At 67.0% G+C, this 13,284-nt stretch carries 12 protein-coding genes; 7 read left to right on the top strand and 5 right to left on the bottom strand.

What is annotated here, in order from left to right; all coding sequences use genetic code 11:
• Positions 1-18 precede the first annotated feature (18 nt).
• A complete protein-coding gene (locus F9929_RS09430) occupies positions 19-1,038 on the top strand; it encodes a Zn-dependent oxidoreductase (RefSeq protein ID WP_152046310.1) in 1,020 nt (339 codons plus the stop codon).
• Here F9929_RS09430 and F9929_RS09425 read toward each other — a convergent pair.
• Positions 1,031-2,563 (bottom strand): UxaA family hydrolase, encoded by a 1,533-nt coding sequence (locus F9929_RS09425; protein ID WP_152046534.1) that lies wholly within the window; start codon positions 2,561-2,563, stop codon positions 1,031-1,033. The two genes, F9929_RS09430 and F9929_RS09425, sit on opposite strands and share 8 nt — an antisense overlap.
• Before the next feature lie 14 nt (positions 2,564-2,577).
• Complete coding sequence (locus F9929_RS09420) at positions 2,578-3,273, bottom strand: FadR/GntR family transcriptional regulator (RefSeq protein ID WP_152046309.1); 696 nt, start codon at positions 3,271-3,273, stop codon at positions 2,578-2,580.
• A 109-nt stretch (positions 3,274-3,382) separates the two neighbouring features.
• On the opposite strand from F9929_RS09420, the gene F9929_RS09415 reads away from it, so the two are divergent.
• The 6 genes from F9929_RS09415 to F9929_RS09390 all read left to right on the top strand — a co-directional run bounded on the left by F9929_RS09415 (position 3,383) and on the right by F9929_RS09390 (position 10,231).
• Complete coding sequence (locus F9929_RS09415; RefSeq protein WP_152046308.1) at positions 3,383-4,393, top strand: zinc-binding alcohol dehydrogenase family protein; 1,011 nt, start codon at positions 3,383-3,385, stop codon at positions 4,391-4,393.
• A gap of 177 nt (positions 4,394-4,570) precedes the next feature.
• Positions 4,571-5,590, top strand: coding sequence for an ABC transporter substrate-binding protein (locus tag F9929_RS09410; protein WP_152046307.1), 1,020 nt, complete (start codon positions 4,571-4,573; stop codon positions 5,588-5,590).
• A 330-nt stretch (positions 5,591-5,920) separates the two neighbouring features.
• A complete protein-coding gene (locus F9929_RS09405; protein WP_152046306.1) occupies positions 5,921-7,420 on the top strand; it encodes an ATP-binding cassette domain-containing protein in 1,500 nt (499 codons plus the stop codon).
• A complete protein-coding gene (locus F9929_RS09400; RefSeq protein WP_152046305.1) occupies positions 7,420-8,364 on the top strand; it encodes an ABC transporter permease in 945 nt (314 codons plus the stop codon). The genes F9929_RS09405 and F9929_RS09400 overlap by 1 nt, the downstream gene beginning before the upstream one ends.
• A complete protein-coding gene (locus F9929_RS09395) occupies positions 8,361-9,326 on the top strand; it encodes an ABC transporter permease (protein ID WP_152046304.1) in 966 nt (321 codons plus the stop codon). Before F9929_RS09400 ends, F9929_RS09395 begins: the two co-directional genes overlap by 4 nt.
• 11 nt (positions 9,327-9,337) lie before the next feature.
• Positions 9,338-10,231, top strand: a complete 894-nt coding sequence (locus F9929_RS09390) for an SMP-30/gluconolactonase/LRE family protein (RefSeq protein WP_152046303.1) — start codon at positions 9,338-9,340, stop codon at positions 10,229-10,231.
• 6 nt (positions 10,232-10,237) lie between these two features.
• Here F9929_RS09390 and F9929_RS09385 read toward each other — a convergent pair whose 3' ends face one another.
• Genes F9929_RS09385 through F9929_RS09375 form a run of 3 tightly spaced genes read right to left on the bottom strand, consistent with a single transcriptional unit; the run spans position 10,238 to position 13,283 of the window.
• Complete coding sequence (locus F9929_RS09385; protein WP_152046302.1) at positions 10,238-11,398, bottom strand: Gfo/Idh/MocA family protein; 1,161 nt, start codon at positions 11,396-11,398, stop codon at positions 10,238-10,240.
• A 3-nt stretch (positions 11,399-11,401) separates the two neighbouring features.
• Positions 11,402-12,166, bottom strand: a complete 765-nt coding sequence (locus tag F9929_RS09380; RefSeq protein ID WP_152046301.1) for a sugar phosphate isomerase/epimerase family protein — start codon at positions 12,164-12,166, stop codon at positions 11,402-11,404.
• Positions 12,167-12,194: 28 nt separating this feature from the next.
• Positions 12,195-13,283, bottom strand: coding sequence for an ABC transporter ATP-binding protein (locus F9929_RS09375; RefSeq protein ID WP_152046533.1), 1,089 nt, complete (start codon positions 13,281-13,283; stop codon positions 12,195-12,197).
• Between the last annotated feature and the right edge of the window lies 1 nt (position 13,284).

The following is a 13,284-nucleotide window of genomic DNA, read 5'->3' as shown; positions in this document are numbered from 1 at the left end:
GCGTGGGGGCCGTCCGGCATGGTGACGATCTCGGTGCGCGAGCCGCACCATCTCGAGGTGACGGAGGGAGGGCCGACGGGAGAGCCCGGCCCCGGCGAGGTGGCGATCCGCGTCCACCGCGCCGGCATCTGCGGCTCGGACATGCACATCCTCCACGGCTCCAACCCCTTCGCCCGATATCCGCGCGTCATCGGCCATGAATTCGCCGGCACGGTGGAGGCGTTGGGCGAAGGCGTCTCGACGCTCGGCATCGGCGACCATGTGGTCGCCGATCCGGTGGTCGCCTGCGGCCACTGCCATCCCTGCCGCACCGGCCGCCCGAATGTCTGCGCCCATCTCCAGGTCATCGGCGTCCATCGCGACGGCGGCTTTCGCTCCGTGGCCGTGGTGCCGGCGCAGAACGCCGTCCGCGTGTCGCCGGCGCTCGGGCTCGATGTCGCGGCGCTCGCCGAGCCCTTGGCGGTCGCCGCCAACGTCCTGTGGCGCACCGGATTGACGGCGGAGGACAGCGTCCTGATCTACGGCGCGGGCACGGTCGGGCTCACCGTTCTTCAGGTGGCGAAGATGCGCGGGGCCCGCTGCATCCTCGCCGATATCGACCCCGCGCGCCTGGAGCGGGCGAGGGCCTTCGGCGCGGACCGCGTGATCCATTCGCGCGTGGAATCGGTGGCCGACGCGGTGTCGGGCGAGATGGACGGGCTCGGCCCTTCCGTCGTGATCGACGGGGCGGGCGTGCCCGCGCTCCTCGCTGAGGCCTGCCGCGTCGCCGCGCCGGCGGGCCGGATCGGGCTTCTCGGCTTTTCTGCCGCTCCTTGCGAGATTTCGCAGGCCGAGATCGTGCGCAAGGAACTGACGCTTGTCGGCTCGCGCCTCAACCGGCGCTTCATCGGGGACGTCGTCGGCTGGCTGGAGCGCGGGGAGTTGAGCCCCGCGCCGATGATCACCCAGGTCTTTCCGGCGAAGGATGCGAAGGCCGCCTTCGATTTTGCCGAGAAACACCCCGATCAGGCGTTGAAGGTGCAGCTCGATTTCACGTGACGGCGCCGATCTGCCAGGGCACGAACTCGTTGTCGCCGTAGTCGTAGAGCTCGCTCGCCGTTTGCCGCCCGGAGGCCACCGCGATCACCTCCTCGAAGATGCGCGCGCCGGACTCCTCCAGCGTTTCGGCGCCCGTGAGGATGCCGCCGCAGTCGATGTCCATGTCCTCGCTCATATGCGAGTACATTTCGGAATTCGTGGCGATCTTGATGCAAGGGGCCGGCTTGAAGCCCGACACCGAGCCGCGCCCCGTGGTGAAGCAGATGACGTTGCAGCCGCCCGCCACCTGTCCCGTCACCGCGACGGGGTCGTAGCCGGGCGTGTCCATGAAGACGAAGCCGGGCTCGGTGACGATCTCGCCGAACTCGTAGACGGCTTTCAGCGGCATCGAGCCCCCCTTGGCGACCGCGCCGAGCGATTTTTCGAGGATCGTCGTCAGCCCGCCGAGCTTGTTGCCGAAGGACGGGTTGTTGTTGAGCTCATCCCCGTTTCGCGCCGTGTAGTCGCGCCACCAGTCGATGCGGTCGAGAAGCTTCTGCGCCACCGCCGGCGAAGCCGCGCGGCGCGTCAGGAGATGCTCGGCGCCGTAGATTTCCGGTGTTTCGGAGAGAACCGTCGTGCCCCCATGGCGCACGATGAGGTCGGAGGCGTGGCCGAGCGCGGGATTGGCCGAAATGCCGGAATAACCGTCCGAGCCGCCGCATTCGAGGGCGAGCTTCAACCGCGACAAGGGCTGCGGCGTGCGCCGCGCCTCGTTCACGGAAGGCAGCATCTCCTTGATCATCGCGATGGCCGCCTCGGTGGTCTTCCTCGTGCCGCCATAGGCCTGGATGTTCATCGTGCGAAAACGGTCACCTTCCTCCAGCTTGTAGTGCTCGAGGATCGGCGCGATCTGGTTGGTCTCGCAGCCGAGGCCGATCATCAGGATGCCGCCGAAATTGGGATGGCGGGCATAACCCTGGATGGTGCGGATCAGGACGCGGTAGCCTTCCGACTTGTTGTTGAGCGCGCAGCCGCCGCCATGGGTCAGCGCCACGACGCCGTCGATATTGGGGAAGCCTTCGAGCCCGCCCGCCTTGTTGAAATGGTCGGCGATGGCGCGCGACACGGTGGCCGAGCAGTTCACGGAGGAGATGACGCCGATATAGTTGCGGGTGCCCGTACCCCCAGCCCCGCGATCGAAGCCGAGAAAGGTGCGGCGCTCGGCTTCCGGCACCATCATGACATCCTCCACGCCCGCCCCGAAGCGGTGCTCGTGGACGGAAGGCACCATGGCGAGGTTGTGGAGGTGGACATGGGCGCCGGGCGCGATGTCGACGGTCGCGATCCCGATCACCTGACCGTATTTGCGGACCTCGCCGCCAGCGGGAACCGGCTTCACCGCGATCTTGTGGCCGCGCCCGACATTCTCGGCGGCGTGAAGCGCGCCGTGCCCGGCGGGAGCGCCGGCCTGGATGGTGCGCCGCGCGACGGCCACGTCGTCGTCGGGATGGAGCAGGATGATGGGCGCGCTCGCCTCAAGCATGGGGGTCGTCTCCTTCATCGAGGATCGTTGTCCAGCCAGCGCCGCTTCGACTGTTCCAGATGGGCCTGCATCATGGATTGCGCCAGAAGGGCGTTGCGGTCTTCCAAGGCTGTCAGGATCGCCTCGTGCTCGGTCGCCACCATCGCCCAGGTGGTGGAAGGCTCGAAGCGCGAGCGGACCCTGGCGAAGATCGGATTGTGCCGCTCGTCGAACAGTTCGGCCACGAGGCGGGCGAGAACGCCGTTGCCGGTGTCCTCGGCGAGGATCATGTGGAACCGGCGGTCGTGCTCGATCGGCTCGCCGCCGGCGTCCGCCGTGCGGCGCATGGCGCTTAAAGTGCGGCGAAGTTCGCCGAGCCGCTCGGGCGTCAGGCGCATGGCGGCCAGCATCACCGTCGTGCCTTCGATGGCGAAGCGCGCCTGCATCAGGTCCACCGGGCTTTCCCCGGTGGCCGTCGGCCGCGCGCCCCGCTCCGTCGGCGCTTCGGTGACATAGATGCCCGATCCCATGCGGATCTCGACCGTTCCCTCGATTTCGAGCGCGATCATCGCCTCGCGCAAGGAGGGGCGCGACACGCCGAGTTGTTGGGCCAGTTCACGCTCGGCCGGCAGCCGGCATCCCGGCGCGATCCGCTTTTCCTGGACAAGCGTGCGGATGCGGTCGGCGACCTGCTGGTAGAGCCGGCGCTCGATGTCTCGGGTTTCGCTCATCGCCTTTCCATTGGCCTGACCACACGGTCATATCATGCTATATTGGCTTGACCAATCCCTTGCCCTTGATATCAATGGCAGCGAAGCGACAAGGGCCGGGAGGGGTTTCATGCTGACCATCGTCTGCGACGCGCCGGGCAAGCTCTCGGCGGTCGAGCGCGATCTGCCGGTGCGGGGCGCGGACGAGGTGCTGGTGAAGCTCCGGCGCGTCGGCGTGTGCGGCACGGACCTCCACATCTTCGCGGGCCGCCAGCCTTATCTCCAATATCCGCGCGTGATGGGGCACGAGCTGTCGGCCACGGTTGCAGAAGCGCCGGAAGGCAGCGGCGTGAAGGTGGGCGATCTCGTGTCGATCCTTCCTTATATCGCCTGCGGCACCTGCGACGCCTGCCGCAAGAACCGCCCGAACTGCTGCCGCCGGATCGGCGTTCTCGGCGTTCATCGCGACGGCGGCATGACGCAATATTTGAGCCTGCCGGAGCGCTTCCTCGTGAAGGCGGAGGGGCTCGACGCGGATCAGGCGGCCTGCGTCGAGTTCCTGGCGATCGGCGCCCATGCCGTGGCGCGGGCCAAGCTCGAAAGGGGCGAGAAGGTGCTGATCGCCGGGGCCGGGCCGATCGGCCTTGCCGTCGCGATTTTCGCCAAGCTCGAAGGCGCCGACGTGACGCTGATCGACGGGCGCGAGGACCGCCTGGAATGGGCGCGGCGGCACATCGGCATTTCGTCCACTGTGGCGCTCGGCAACGGGGACGTGGAAGAGCTGTCGCGCATCACGGGCGGCGACTTCTTCGACGCCGTGTTCGATGCGACGGGCAGCCCGAAGGCGATGGAGCGCGGCTTTTCCTTCGTCGCCCATGCCGGGCGCTATGTTCTCGTCTCGATCGTGGCGAGCGATATCGCCTTTTCCGATCCCGAATTCCACAAGCGCGAGATGACGCTTCTATCGAGCCGCAACGCGACCACGGAGGATTTCGCCCACGTGATCGCTGCGATGCGCGGCGGCCATGTGCCGGCAGCCCTCGTCACGCATCGCCTGTCGCTCGAAGAGGTGCCGGAAAAATTCGCCGAACTCGCCGATCCCGCCAAGGGCGTCGTCAAGGCGCTGGTGGAAGTCGCGTGAGCGGCGAATAAACTTGCCGTTCCGGCTTTCCATTTCGCCGGAGTGCGCGATACGAAGGCCTGGACAGGAACTGCGGCGCTGCCGCAGTTTCGCAAAAAGACGGCCGGGCGGTGAAACGCTTCGGCATCCTTGTCGCCGGCTGGGAGGCCGGCTCGTTGATCCTCGGGAGGAAACACCATGAAGTTCAAGCTCGCCATCGGCCTGTCGGCCGCGGTTCTCACAATGGCGTCGGCCGGTGTCGCGTCGGCCGAAACGGCCGATAAGACGATCGCGCTTTCCAACAACTATGCCGGTAATTCCTGGCGTCAGGCGATGCTGACGAGCTGGAAGAAGATCACCGACAAGGCCGTCGCCGATGGCATCGTGAAGAGCGCCGACGCCTTCACCACGGCCGAGAACCAGGCGACCGAGCAGGCCGCGCAGATCCAGAACATGATCCTGCAGGGCTATAGCGCGATCGTCATCAACTCCGCGTCGCCGACCGCCCTCAACGGCGCGGTGAAGGAAGCCTGCGACGCCGGCATCGTGGTGGTGTCCTTCGACGGTATCGTGACCGAGCCCTGCGCGTGGCGCGTGGCGGTGGATTTCAAGAAAATGGGCTCCGGCCAGCTCGATTATCTCGCCAAGCGCTATCCCGACGGCGGCAACCTTCTGGAAATCCGTGGCCTTCCCGGCACTTCGGTCGATACCGAGATCCACGAGGGCATCGCGTCGGGCGTTTCCGCCAATTCGAAGTTCAAGATCGTTTCGGCCGTTCAGGGCGACTGGACGCAGACCGTCGCGCAGAAGTCGGTGGCCGGCGTGCTGCCGAGCTTGGCCGACGTCGTTGGCGTCGTGACGCAGGGCGGCGACGGTTTCGGCGCGGCGGAAGCCTTCAAGGCGGCCGGTCGCCCGACGCCCACCATCATCCTCGGCAATCGCGAGGACGAGCTTCGCTGGTGGAAGAGCCAGAAGGACGCGTCCGGCTACGAGACCATGTCGGTCTCCATCGCGCCGGGCGTTTCCACGCTCGCCTTCTGGGTGGCGCAGCAGATTCTGGACGGACAGACCGTGCCCAAGGACCTCGTCGTGCCCTTCCTCGCGATCGATCAGGGAACCCTAGAGAAGTCGCTGGAAACCACGGAAGCCGGCGGCGTCGCCAATGTCGAATATTCGCTGGACGACGCCAAGAAGGTGATCGCGGAAGCCGGGAAGTAAGGAATATCGGCGAAGGGGTTTGTCCCCTTCGCTTCACATCCCGCTGAGCCCTGGCCCTCATGCTGAGCTTGTCGAAGCATCATGCTAAGCTTGTCGAAGCATCATGCCCGGCCCGCTCATGAACCCGGCGCCGCCGTATCCGTAGGCCTCATGCTGAGCTTGTCGAAGCACGAGGGCGCTTGGCGTCCCCGCTTCCTTCCACCCTCGTCCTTCGACACGCTCAGGATGAGGGTGGAAGGAGCCTTCAGCGTGGAGGCGGAGAGTGCCGGTCGCGAGGCGGGTGACTACCCCCTTCAAGCAAACGCCTCTTTTCCTCCCCTCGGAGCAGCCATGCCGGCAGTCGATAGGCCCGAAGATTCCCCCGCCAACCGCCCCTTCATCGCCTTGTCCGGCATCACCCGGAGCTTCGGGGCGGTGAAGGCGCTGCGGGGCGTCGATCTCGATATCCGTGCGGGCGAATGCCTGGGCCTTGCCGGCCATAACGGTGCGGGCAAGTCGACGCTGATGCAGGTTCTGGCCGGCAATGTCGCGGCCGACGAAGGGCGCCTGGAGATCGGAGCTGAGGACCTGACGGGCCGTTACGGCGTGGCGCGGGCGCAAGGGGCCGGTGTCGCCTGCGTGTTCCAGGAACTCTCGCTCTGCCCGAACCTCACGGTTCTGGAAAACACCCGCATCCGCCACGCGCGGTTGCGCGGCTGGAACTGGCGGGCGCGCGCCGCGCGGCTGATCGGGGAGAAGCTCGACGAGATCTTTCCCGGCCACGGCATCGGTGCCGGCGACCTCGTCTCCGATCTGGCGCTTGGGTCACGCCAGATGGTGGAGATCGCGAGCGTCTTCGCTTCTACCGGCGAGCCGCTTCGCCTCGTGATCCTCGACGAGCCGACATCCTCGCTGGATGCGAGCCGCGCTGCCCAGCTTCTGGCCTATGTGCGCCGCTTCGTGGGAACGGGCGGTTCGATCGTCCTCATCTCGCATATTCTGGGCGAAATCCTCTCGACTTGCGACCGCATCGCCGTGATGAGCGACGGGCGCGTGGTGGACCTGCGCGAGGCCGCCGCCTTCGACCGTTCCTCGCTCGTGGAAGCGATGGGCCATGTCGTTGCGCACGAGGAAGAAAAGGCGATTCAAACCGCACCCAAGGCCCGTTCCGCCGCGCCCGTGGTGGCGAGCGCCACGACGCCGAAGGGCGGCTCGATGCGCGTCGAAGCGCGGGCCGGCGAGATCGTCGGGCTCGCGGGCCTCGCCGGCCACGGCCAAACGGGGCTTCTCGTTCTTCTCCAGAACGCCGCTTATCGCCATTCGCGCTTTGCCGCCGTCAAAGGCCGCGTCGCCTTCGTGGCGGGCGACCGCCAAACGGACGGCGTTTTTCCGCTCTGGTCCATCGGCGAGAACATCTCGGTGCGCTCGCTCGGCCGCTTGTCGCGCTTCGGCCTTCTCGACGCCCCGGCGATCCGGACGATGGAAGAGGAATGGCGATCACGCATCGCCATCCGCACGCCCGACATGGCCAACAACATCCTGACGCTGTCGGGCGGCAACCAGCAGAAGGCGCTTTTCGCCCGCGCGCTCGCTTCCGACGCCGCCATCATCCTGATGGACGACCCGATGCGCGGCGTCGACATCGGCACCAAGCAGGAAGTCTACGCGCTTGTCCGGGCGGAAGCCGCCAAGGGCCGCACCTTTCTCTGGTACACCACCGAATTCGACGAGCTGAAAAGCTGCGACCACACTTACGTTTTCCGGGCGGGCCGCATCGTCGCCGAGGTGCCGCGCCATGAACTGTCCGAGCGGCGCATCCTCCAGTCGTCCTTCGAGGAGGAAGCCGCCTGATGGCCAATCCGCTCGCCAATCCCCGGCTCCTGCGGGCCCTTCTGCCGCCGGTCTCGTTTATCCTCATTCTCGCGGCGATCTTCGTGATCCAGCCGCGCGCCATGAGCTATCTCGGCCTCAACCTGATGCTGAATTTGGCGCTGCCGATCGCGCTGGCGACGATCGCGCAACTCTGCGTCATCACCGTCAACGATCTCGACCTGTCGGTCGGCGCTTTCGTCAGCCTCGTCGCCTGCATCGGCGCGACATGGCTGCCGGCGTCCCCCGTCCTCGGCACGCTCGCGCTTCTCGCCTGCATCGCGATCTATGCCGGCGTCGGCGCGCTGATCCATTGGCGCGATCTTCCCTCCATCGTGGTGACTCTGGGCTTGAGCTTCGTGTGGCTCGGGGCGGCGGTTCTGATCCTGCCTTCGCCGGGCGGCTCGGCGCCCGCCTGGCTGTCGGCGCTGGTGAAGCTGAAAACGCCGCTGATCCCCTTTGCGATCCTGGCGAGCGCCGCTCTTGCTATCCTCGCCCATCTTTTCCTGATGCGCTCCTCGGTCGGCACGGTCTTGCGCGGGGCGGGCGGCAACAGCCAAGCGCTGAAGCGCGCCGGCTGGTCGCTCCTTCGCGCCAAGATGGCGATGTACGCGCTGTGCGGCTTCTTCGGCGTCCTCAGCGGCCTTTGCCTCGTCGGCCTCACCACCTCGGCCGACGCCAATATCGCGCTGCGCTACACGCTTCTGTCTATCGCGGGCGTGATCCTTGGGGGCGGCGAGTTCACCGGCGGGCGCGTGTCGCCGGTGGGAGCGGTGATCGGCGCGCTGACCCTGACGCTCGCCGGCTCGCTCCTGTCGTTCCTGCGCATTTCGCCGGATTGGCAGATCGGCGCGCAAGGCGCGATCCTGATCGTGGTTCTGGCGCTGCGGGCTCTCGTCAACCAGACCGAGCGGAGAATGGCATGAGCGCGGGACCTCAGGCCTCCAAGCGCCGCGTGGGCGCCATGCCCTTCGCCTTCTCGTTTGTCGGCGCCGCGCTGATCTTCGCCGCCACGCTCGTTTTCACCGGCGGCGTCGGGGGCGGGCAGATCCTTTCCACGGCGCTGACCTTCGCGACGATGTATGTGATCGTCGGCCTCGGCCAGATGTTCGTGATCACGACCGGCCCCGGCAACGTGGATCTGTCGATCCCGGCCACCATCGCGCTTTCCGGCGCCGTCGCGATGGTGACGATGGCCGGCAGCGACGGGCGCGTCCTCCTCGGCCTCGCCGCCGCGCTCGGCACGGGCGTCCTGGTCGGTGCCTGCAATTACGGGCTGATCCGGCTTCTTTCCATTCCGCCGATCATCGCGACGCTGTCCATGAGCTTTCTCGTGCAGTCGGCGGCCATCGCCTATGGCCGGGGCCTGCGCGTGCGCCCGCCGGAAGGCTTCGCCGCCTTCACCACCGGCCGCGTCCTCGGCCTGCCTTTTCTTGCGATCGCGACCCTCCTTCTGTCCATCCTGATGGCGGTTCTTCTCCATCGCACCGTCTACGGGCGCTCGGTCTCGGCGATCGGGCAGAACGCGCGGGCGGCAGGGCTCGCCGGCATCCGCGTCGACCGGGTGCGGTTCGCCACCTATGTCCTGTCGGCGGCGCTCGCCGGCCTTTGCGGCGCGGTGCTTGCCGGCTTCTCCGGCGGCTCCTCCCTCAACATGGGCGAGGAATATCTCCTCGCCTCCATCGCCGTGGTGGTGGTCGGCGGCTCGTCCGTCGCCGGCGGGCAATCCAACGTCGCCGGCCTTTGGGGCGCGTCGCTCTTCCTCTACCTCCTCGTCACCATGCTCAACACCTTCGGCGTCGGCGCGGGGCTGCGGCTCCTTTTGACGGGACTCATCATCATCGCCATCATCACCGTCGCCGGAAACCCGCGCGCCAGCCGTTCGTGAGACCCGCAACCATGCTCTACGAAGTTCTCGATCCCCGCTTTTCCGAAGTCGCCCTCATCAACATCTCGCTGGAGCGCATCCATACCGGCTGCCGCTGGGCGGAAGGCCCGGTCTGGTTCGGCGAGGGCAACTATCTCCTGTGGAGCGACATTCCGAACGACCGGATGCTGCGCTGGATTCCCGATGTCGGCACCCACGTCTTCCGCGCACCCGCCAACTACACGAACGGCCATACGCGCGACGGGCAAGGCCGGCTCGTGTCCTGCGAGCACGGGACGCGGCGCGTGACACGGACCGAGCCCGACGGCACCATCACCGTTCTGGCCGACAGTTTCGAGGGAAAGCGCCTCAACTCGCCGAACGACGTCGTGGTGCGGCGCGACGGGTCGGTCTGGTTCACCGATCCGAACTACGGCATCCGCGACGACTACGAAGGGCACAAGGGGGCGCAGGAGCAGCCCTGCCAGGGCGTTTACCGGATCGACCCGGCAAGCGGCGCGGTGACGCGCGTCGCGGACGATTTCGGCCAGCCGAACGGCCTCGCCTTTTCGCCGGACCATTCGGTGCTCTACATCGCCGACTCCGTTGGCAGCCACGATCCGACGGGCCGCCGCCATATCCGCGCCTTCCGGGTGGAGGGCGACAAGCTGTCGGGCGGCGAGGTCTTCGCGGACATCAAGAATGCCGGCGTGCCCGACGGCATCCGCCTCGACACGGATGGACGCCTGTGGTCGAGCGCGGCGGACGGCATCCACGTCTTCCATCCCGACGGCACGCTCCTCGGCAAGATCCTGGTGCCGGAGGTCGTCGCCAATCTCTGCTTCGGCGGCCCCAAGAAGAACCGCCTCTTCATCGCCGCGACGACCTCGATCTATGCCCTCTACACCCGCGTCCGGGGCTGCTGATTTCCCTTACGCAATCTTCTGCGCGCGCTCGGCATTCGGCTCGAGCAGGGCTACGGCCTCTTCCAGCGACAGGGGGGCGGGGGTCGGGCAGGTCGAGCGGATGGAAACCGTCCGCTCTTCCTCGGCCGCCTGCAGGATCGAGAGCATCACGTCCAGCGTATGGAAGGCGAGCGCCCCGTCGGCCCGGTGCGGGCGGCCGGTCTCGATGCCGGACGCCATGTCGGCGAGCCCGAGGCCCCGGTAGTTGGCGTATTTCGGCGCGGCGAAGGGGTAGTTCAGCACCGAATAAAGGCTGTTCCCGGTATCGACCTTTTCCCAATCCTCGCGGGTCGTCGCGATCTCCACGGGACCGTCCATGAAGTTCGGGTCCGGCACGCGCAGGGACGCATTCTCGCCATGCAGCTCGATCGGGCGGTGGCCGTGGTTCCAGACGTCCCAGGAAGCCAGAAGCGTCACCTGCGCGCCCGACGCGAAGGTGAGGATCGCGTGGATCGTGGTCGGCACTTCCGGCACGATGCGCTGGCCGACATTCGGCCCTTCCGCCGTGACCACCCGTTCCGCCAGCCCGATGCGCCCGCCGGCCGTGACTTTGGAAACGGGGCCGAGCAGGGTGACGAGCGTCGAGATGTAGTACGGCCCCATGTCGAGCACCGGCCCGCCGCCGGCGCGGAAATAATAAGCCGGCGCCGGATGCCAGTTCTCCATGCCGCGCGACATGATGCTGGCGACGCCCGACATGACGTGCCCGAGCGTTCCGTCCTCCACGAGGCGGCGGCAGGTCTGGATGCCGGGGCCGAGGATCGTGTCGGGCGCCGAGCCGACGCGAAGGCCGTGTCGCGCGGCGAGATCCATGATCGCCTGCCCGTCGGCGAGCGAAGTGGCGAGCGGCTTCTCGCCATAAACGTGCTTGCCGGCTTCCAGCGCCTTCAACGCGACCTCGGCATGGGCTTCCGGGTTGGTGAGGTTGAGGACGATGTCCACCTCCTCGCTCCGGTAAAGCTCATCGAGCGTCAGCGCCCGGATGCCGTATTCATCCGCCCGCGCCTTCGCCGACTCCGGGCGCATGTCGGCGCAGGCCGTGAAGGTGATGTCGCGAAACAGCGACGCGTTGTGGAGGTAGATGCCGGAAATGACGCCGCAGCCGACGAGACCGATCCGTTGCACCATGGTTCAGGTCCTTTCCGCGAAAGCGCGCATGGCGGCCAGGCTGGTGGTCGCGAAGCGCCGGAAGTCGCTCGGATTGTCGTGCTCGGCGATCATCAGTTTGGCGCCCGCTTCGCGCCCGGCCTGCCAAAGACGGTCCCAGCCGAGCGTGCCTTTGCCGACATCGGCCCAGCCGTCCTCGTCCTTGTTCTGGCCTGCCGGCGCGATGTCCTTGACATGGAGCGCGGCGATGCGACCGCGATAGCGCTGGAGCCATTTCACCGGGTCCTCATCGCCGCGCACCACCCAGGCGAGATCGGCTTCCCATTCCACCGCCGCCGGGTCGTCGCCGAGGATGTGCTCCAGGGGAGTGGTGCCGTCGGCGAGCGGGCGCATCTCGAAATCGTGGTTGTGCCAAGCGCAGCGTAGACCCTCGCCCTTCAGTTTCTCGGCGATCTTATGAACGCGCGCCCCGATCCCCGCCCAGCCGCCGACATCGCTTGGGCGCTCGTCCGGCATGAGATAGGGCAGAACGAGGATGCGGTGCCCGAGCGTGCCTGCGATCTCCAGCGAGCGGTCGTATTCGTTTTCCAGAAGATCGAAGCTGTAATGGCCACTCGTGGTGCTGAGGTTTGCCGCATCGAGCGCCGACTTCAGGCCGGAAAGGTCATTGTACAAGCCGCTGAAAGTCTCGACATCGCTATAGCCCGCTTCGGACAGAATGCGGAGCTGATCGGCGAGCGGCGGGAAGTTGCGGCCCGAATAGAGCTGCATCGACAAGGTCTCGGTCATGGGGCTTTTCCGATTTCTGCGTCAGATGTCAAAGGCGCTCGCCGGACTGGGCGTCGAAGACGGACGCGCGGTTCGGGTCGAACGAGAAGGGGATAATCTGGCCGGGCGCGAAGGAGCGCTCCGAATCCACCCGGATCGAGAGGGGCGTGCCGCCGAGCTCGGTCCAGAGCAGGGTGTCGGCCCCCATCGGCTCCACCACCTTGATCTCGCCGGTCGCGGAAAAGGCGTGGCGCGTTTCCTCGCCGACCGCGATATGTTCGGGTCGGATGCCGAGATGGGCGGCTTTGGGCACGCCCGAGCCGGGCTGCGCGTCGCCGGGCAGGGGAATGGACACGTCCCTCGTCTGGAAGAAGCCGCCGGCGATGTCGCCTTCCAGGAAGTTCATGGCGGGCGAGCCGATGAAGCCGGCGACGAAGCGGTTCACCGGCCGGTGATAAATCTCGGCCGGGGAGGCGAGCTGCTGGATGATGCCGCCCTTCATCACCGCGATCCGGTCGGCCAGCGTCAGCGCCTCGATCTGGTCGTGGGTGACGTAGATCATGGTATTGCCGAGGTCCTGGTGGAGGCGCTTGATCTCGACGCGAAGCTCGGCGCGCAGTTTCGCGTCGAGGTTCGACAAGGGCTCGTCGAACAGGAACACGTCGACCTCGCGCACCAGCGCCCGGCCGATGGCGACGCGCTGGCGCTGGCCGCCCGAAAGTTCCGACGGGCGGCGGCCGAGCAACGGTTCGAGCTGCAGCATCGCCGCGACCTTGGCGATGCGCCGCTCGATCTCGTCGCGTGGCGTCGCACCCATCCTGAGGCCGAAGGACAGGTTGTCCTTCACGCTCATGCGCGGATAAAGCGCGTAGGACTGGAACACCATGCCGATGCCCCGGTCCTTCGGCTCGGCCCAGGTGACGTTCTTGCCCGAAATCCAGATCTCGCCGTCGGTGATGTCGAGAAGGCCGGCAATGGCGTTGAGAAGGGTGGACTTCCCGCAACCCGAGGGCCCGAGCAGCACCAGGAACTCGCCGCGCTGGATCTCGAGATCCAGTTTGTCCAGCGCTTTCACCGCGCCGTAATGGATGTCGAGCTCGCGGACCGAAACGCTCGTCGCCTCGATGGTCGTGGACATC

Source organism: Aureimonas psammosilenae (genome assembly GCF_009176975.1).
Lineage (GTDB): Bacteria > Pseudomonadota > Alphaproteobacteria > Rhizobiales > Rhizobiaceae > Plantimonas > Plantimonas psammosilenae.
This window is presented reverse-complemented; position numbering and strand designations above follow the sequence as displayed.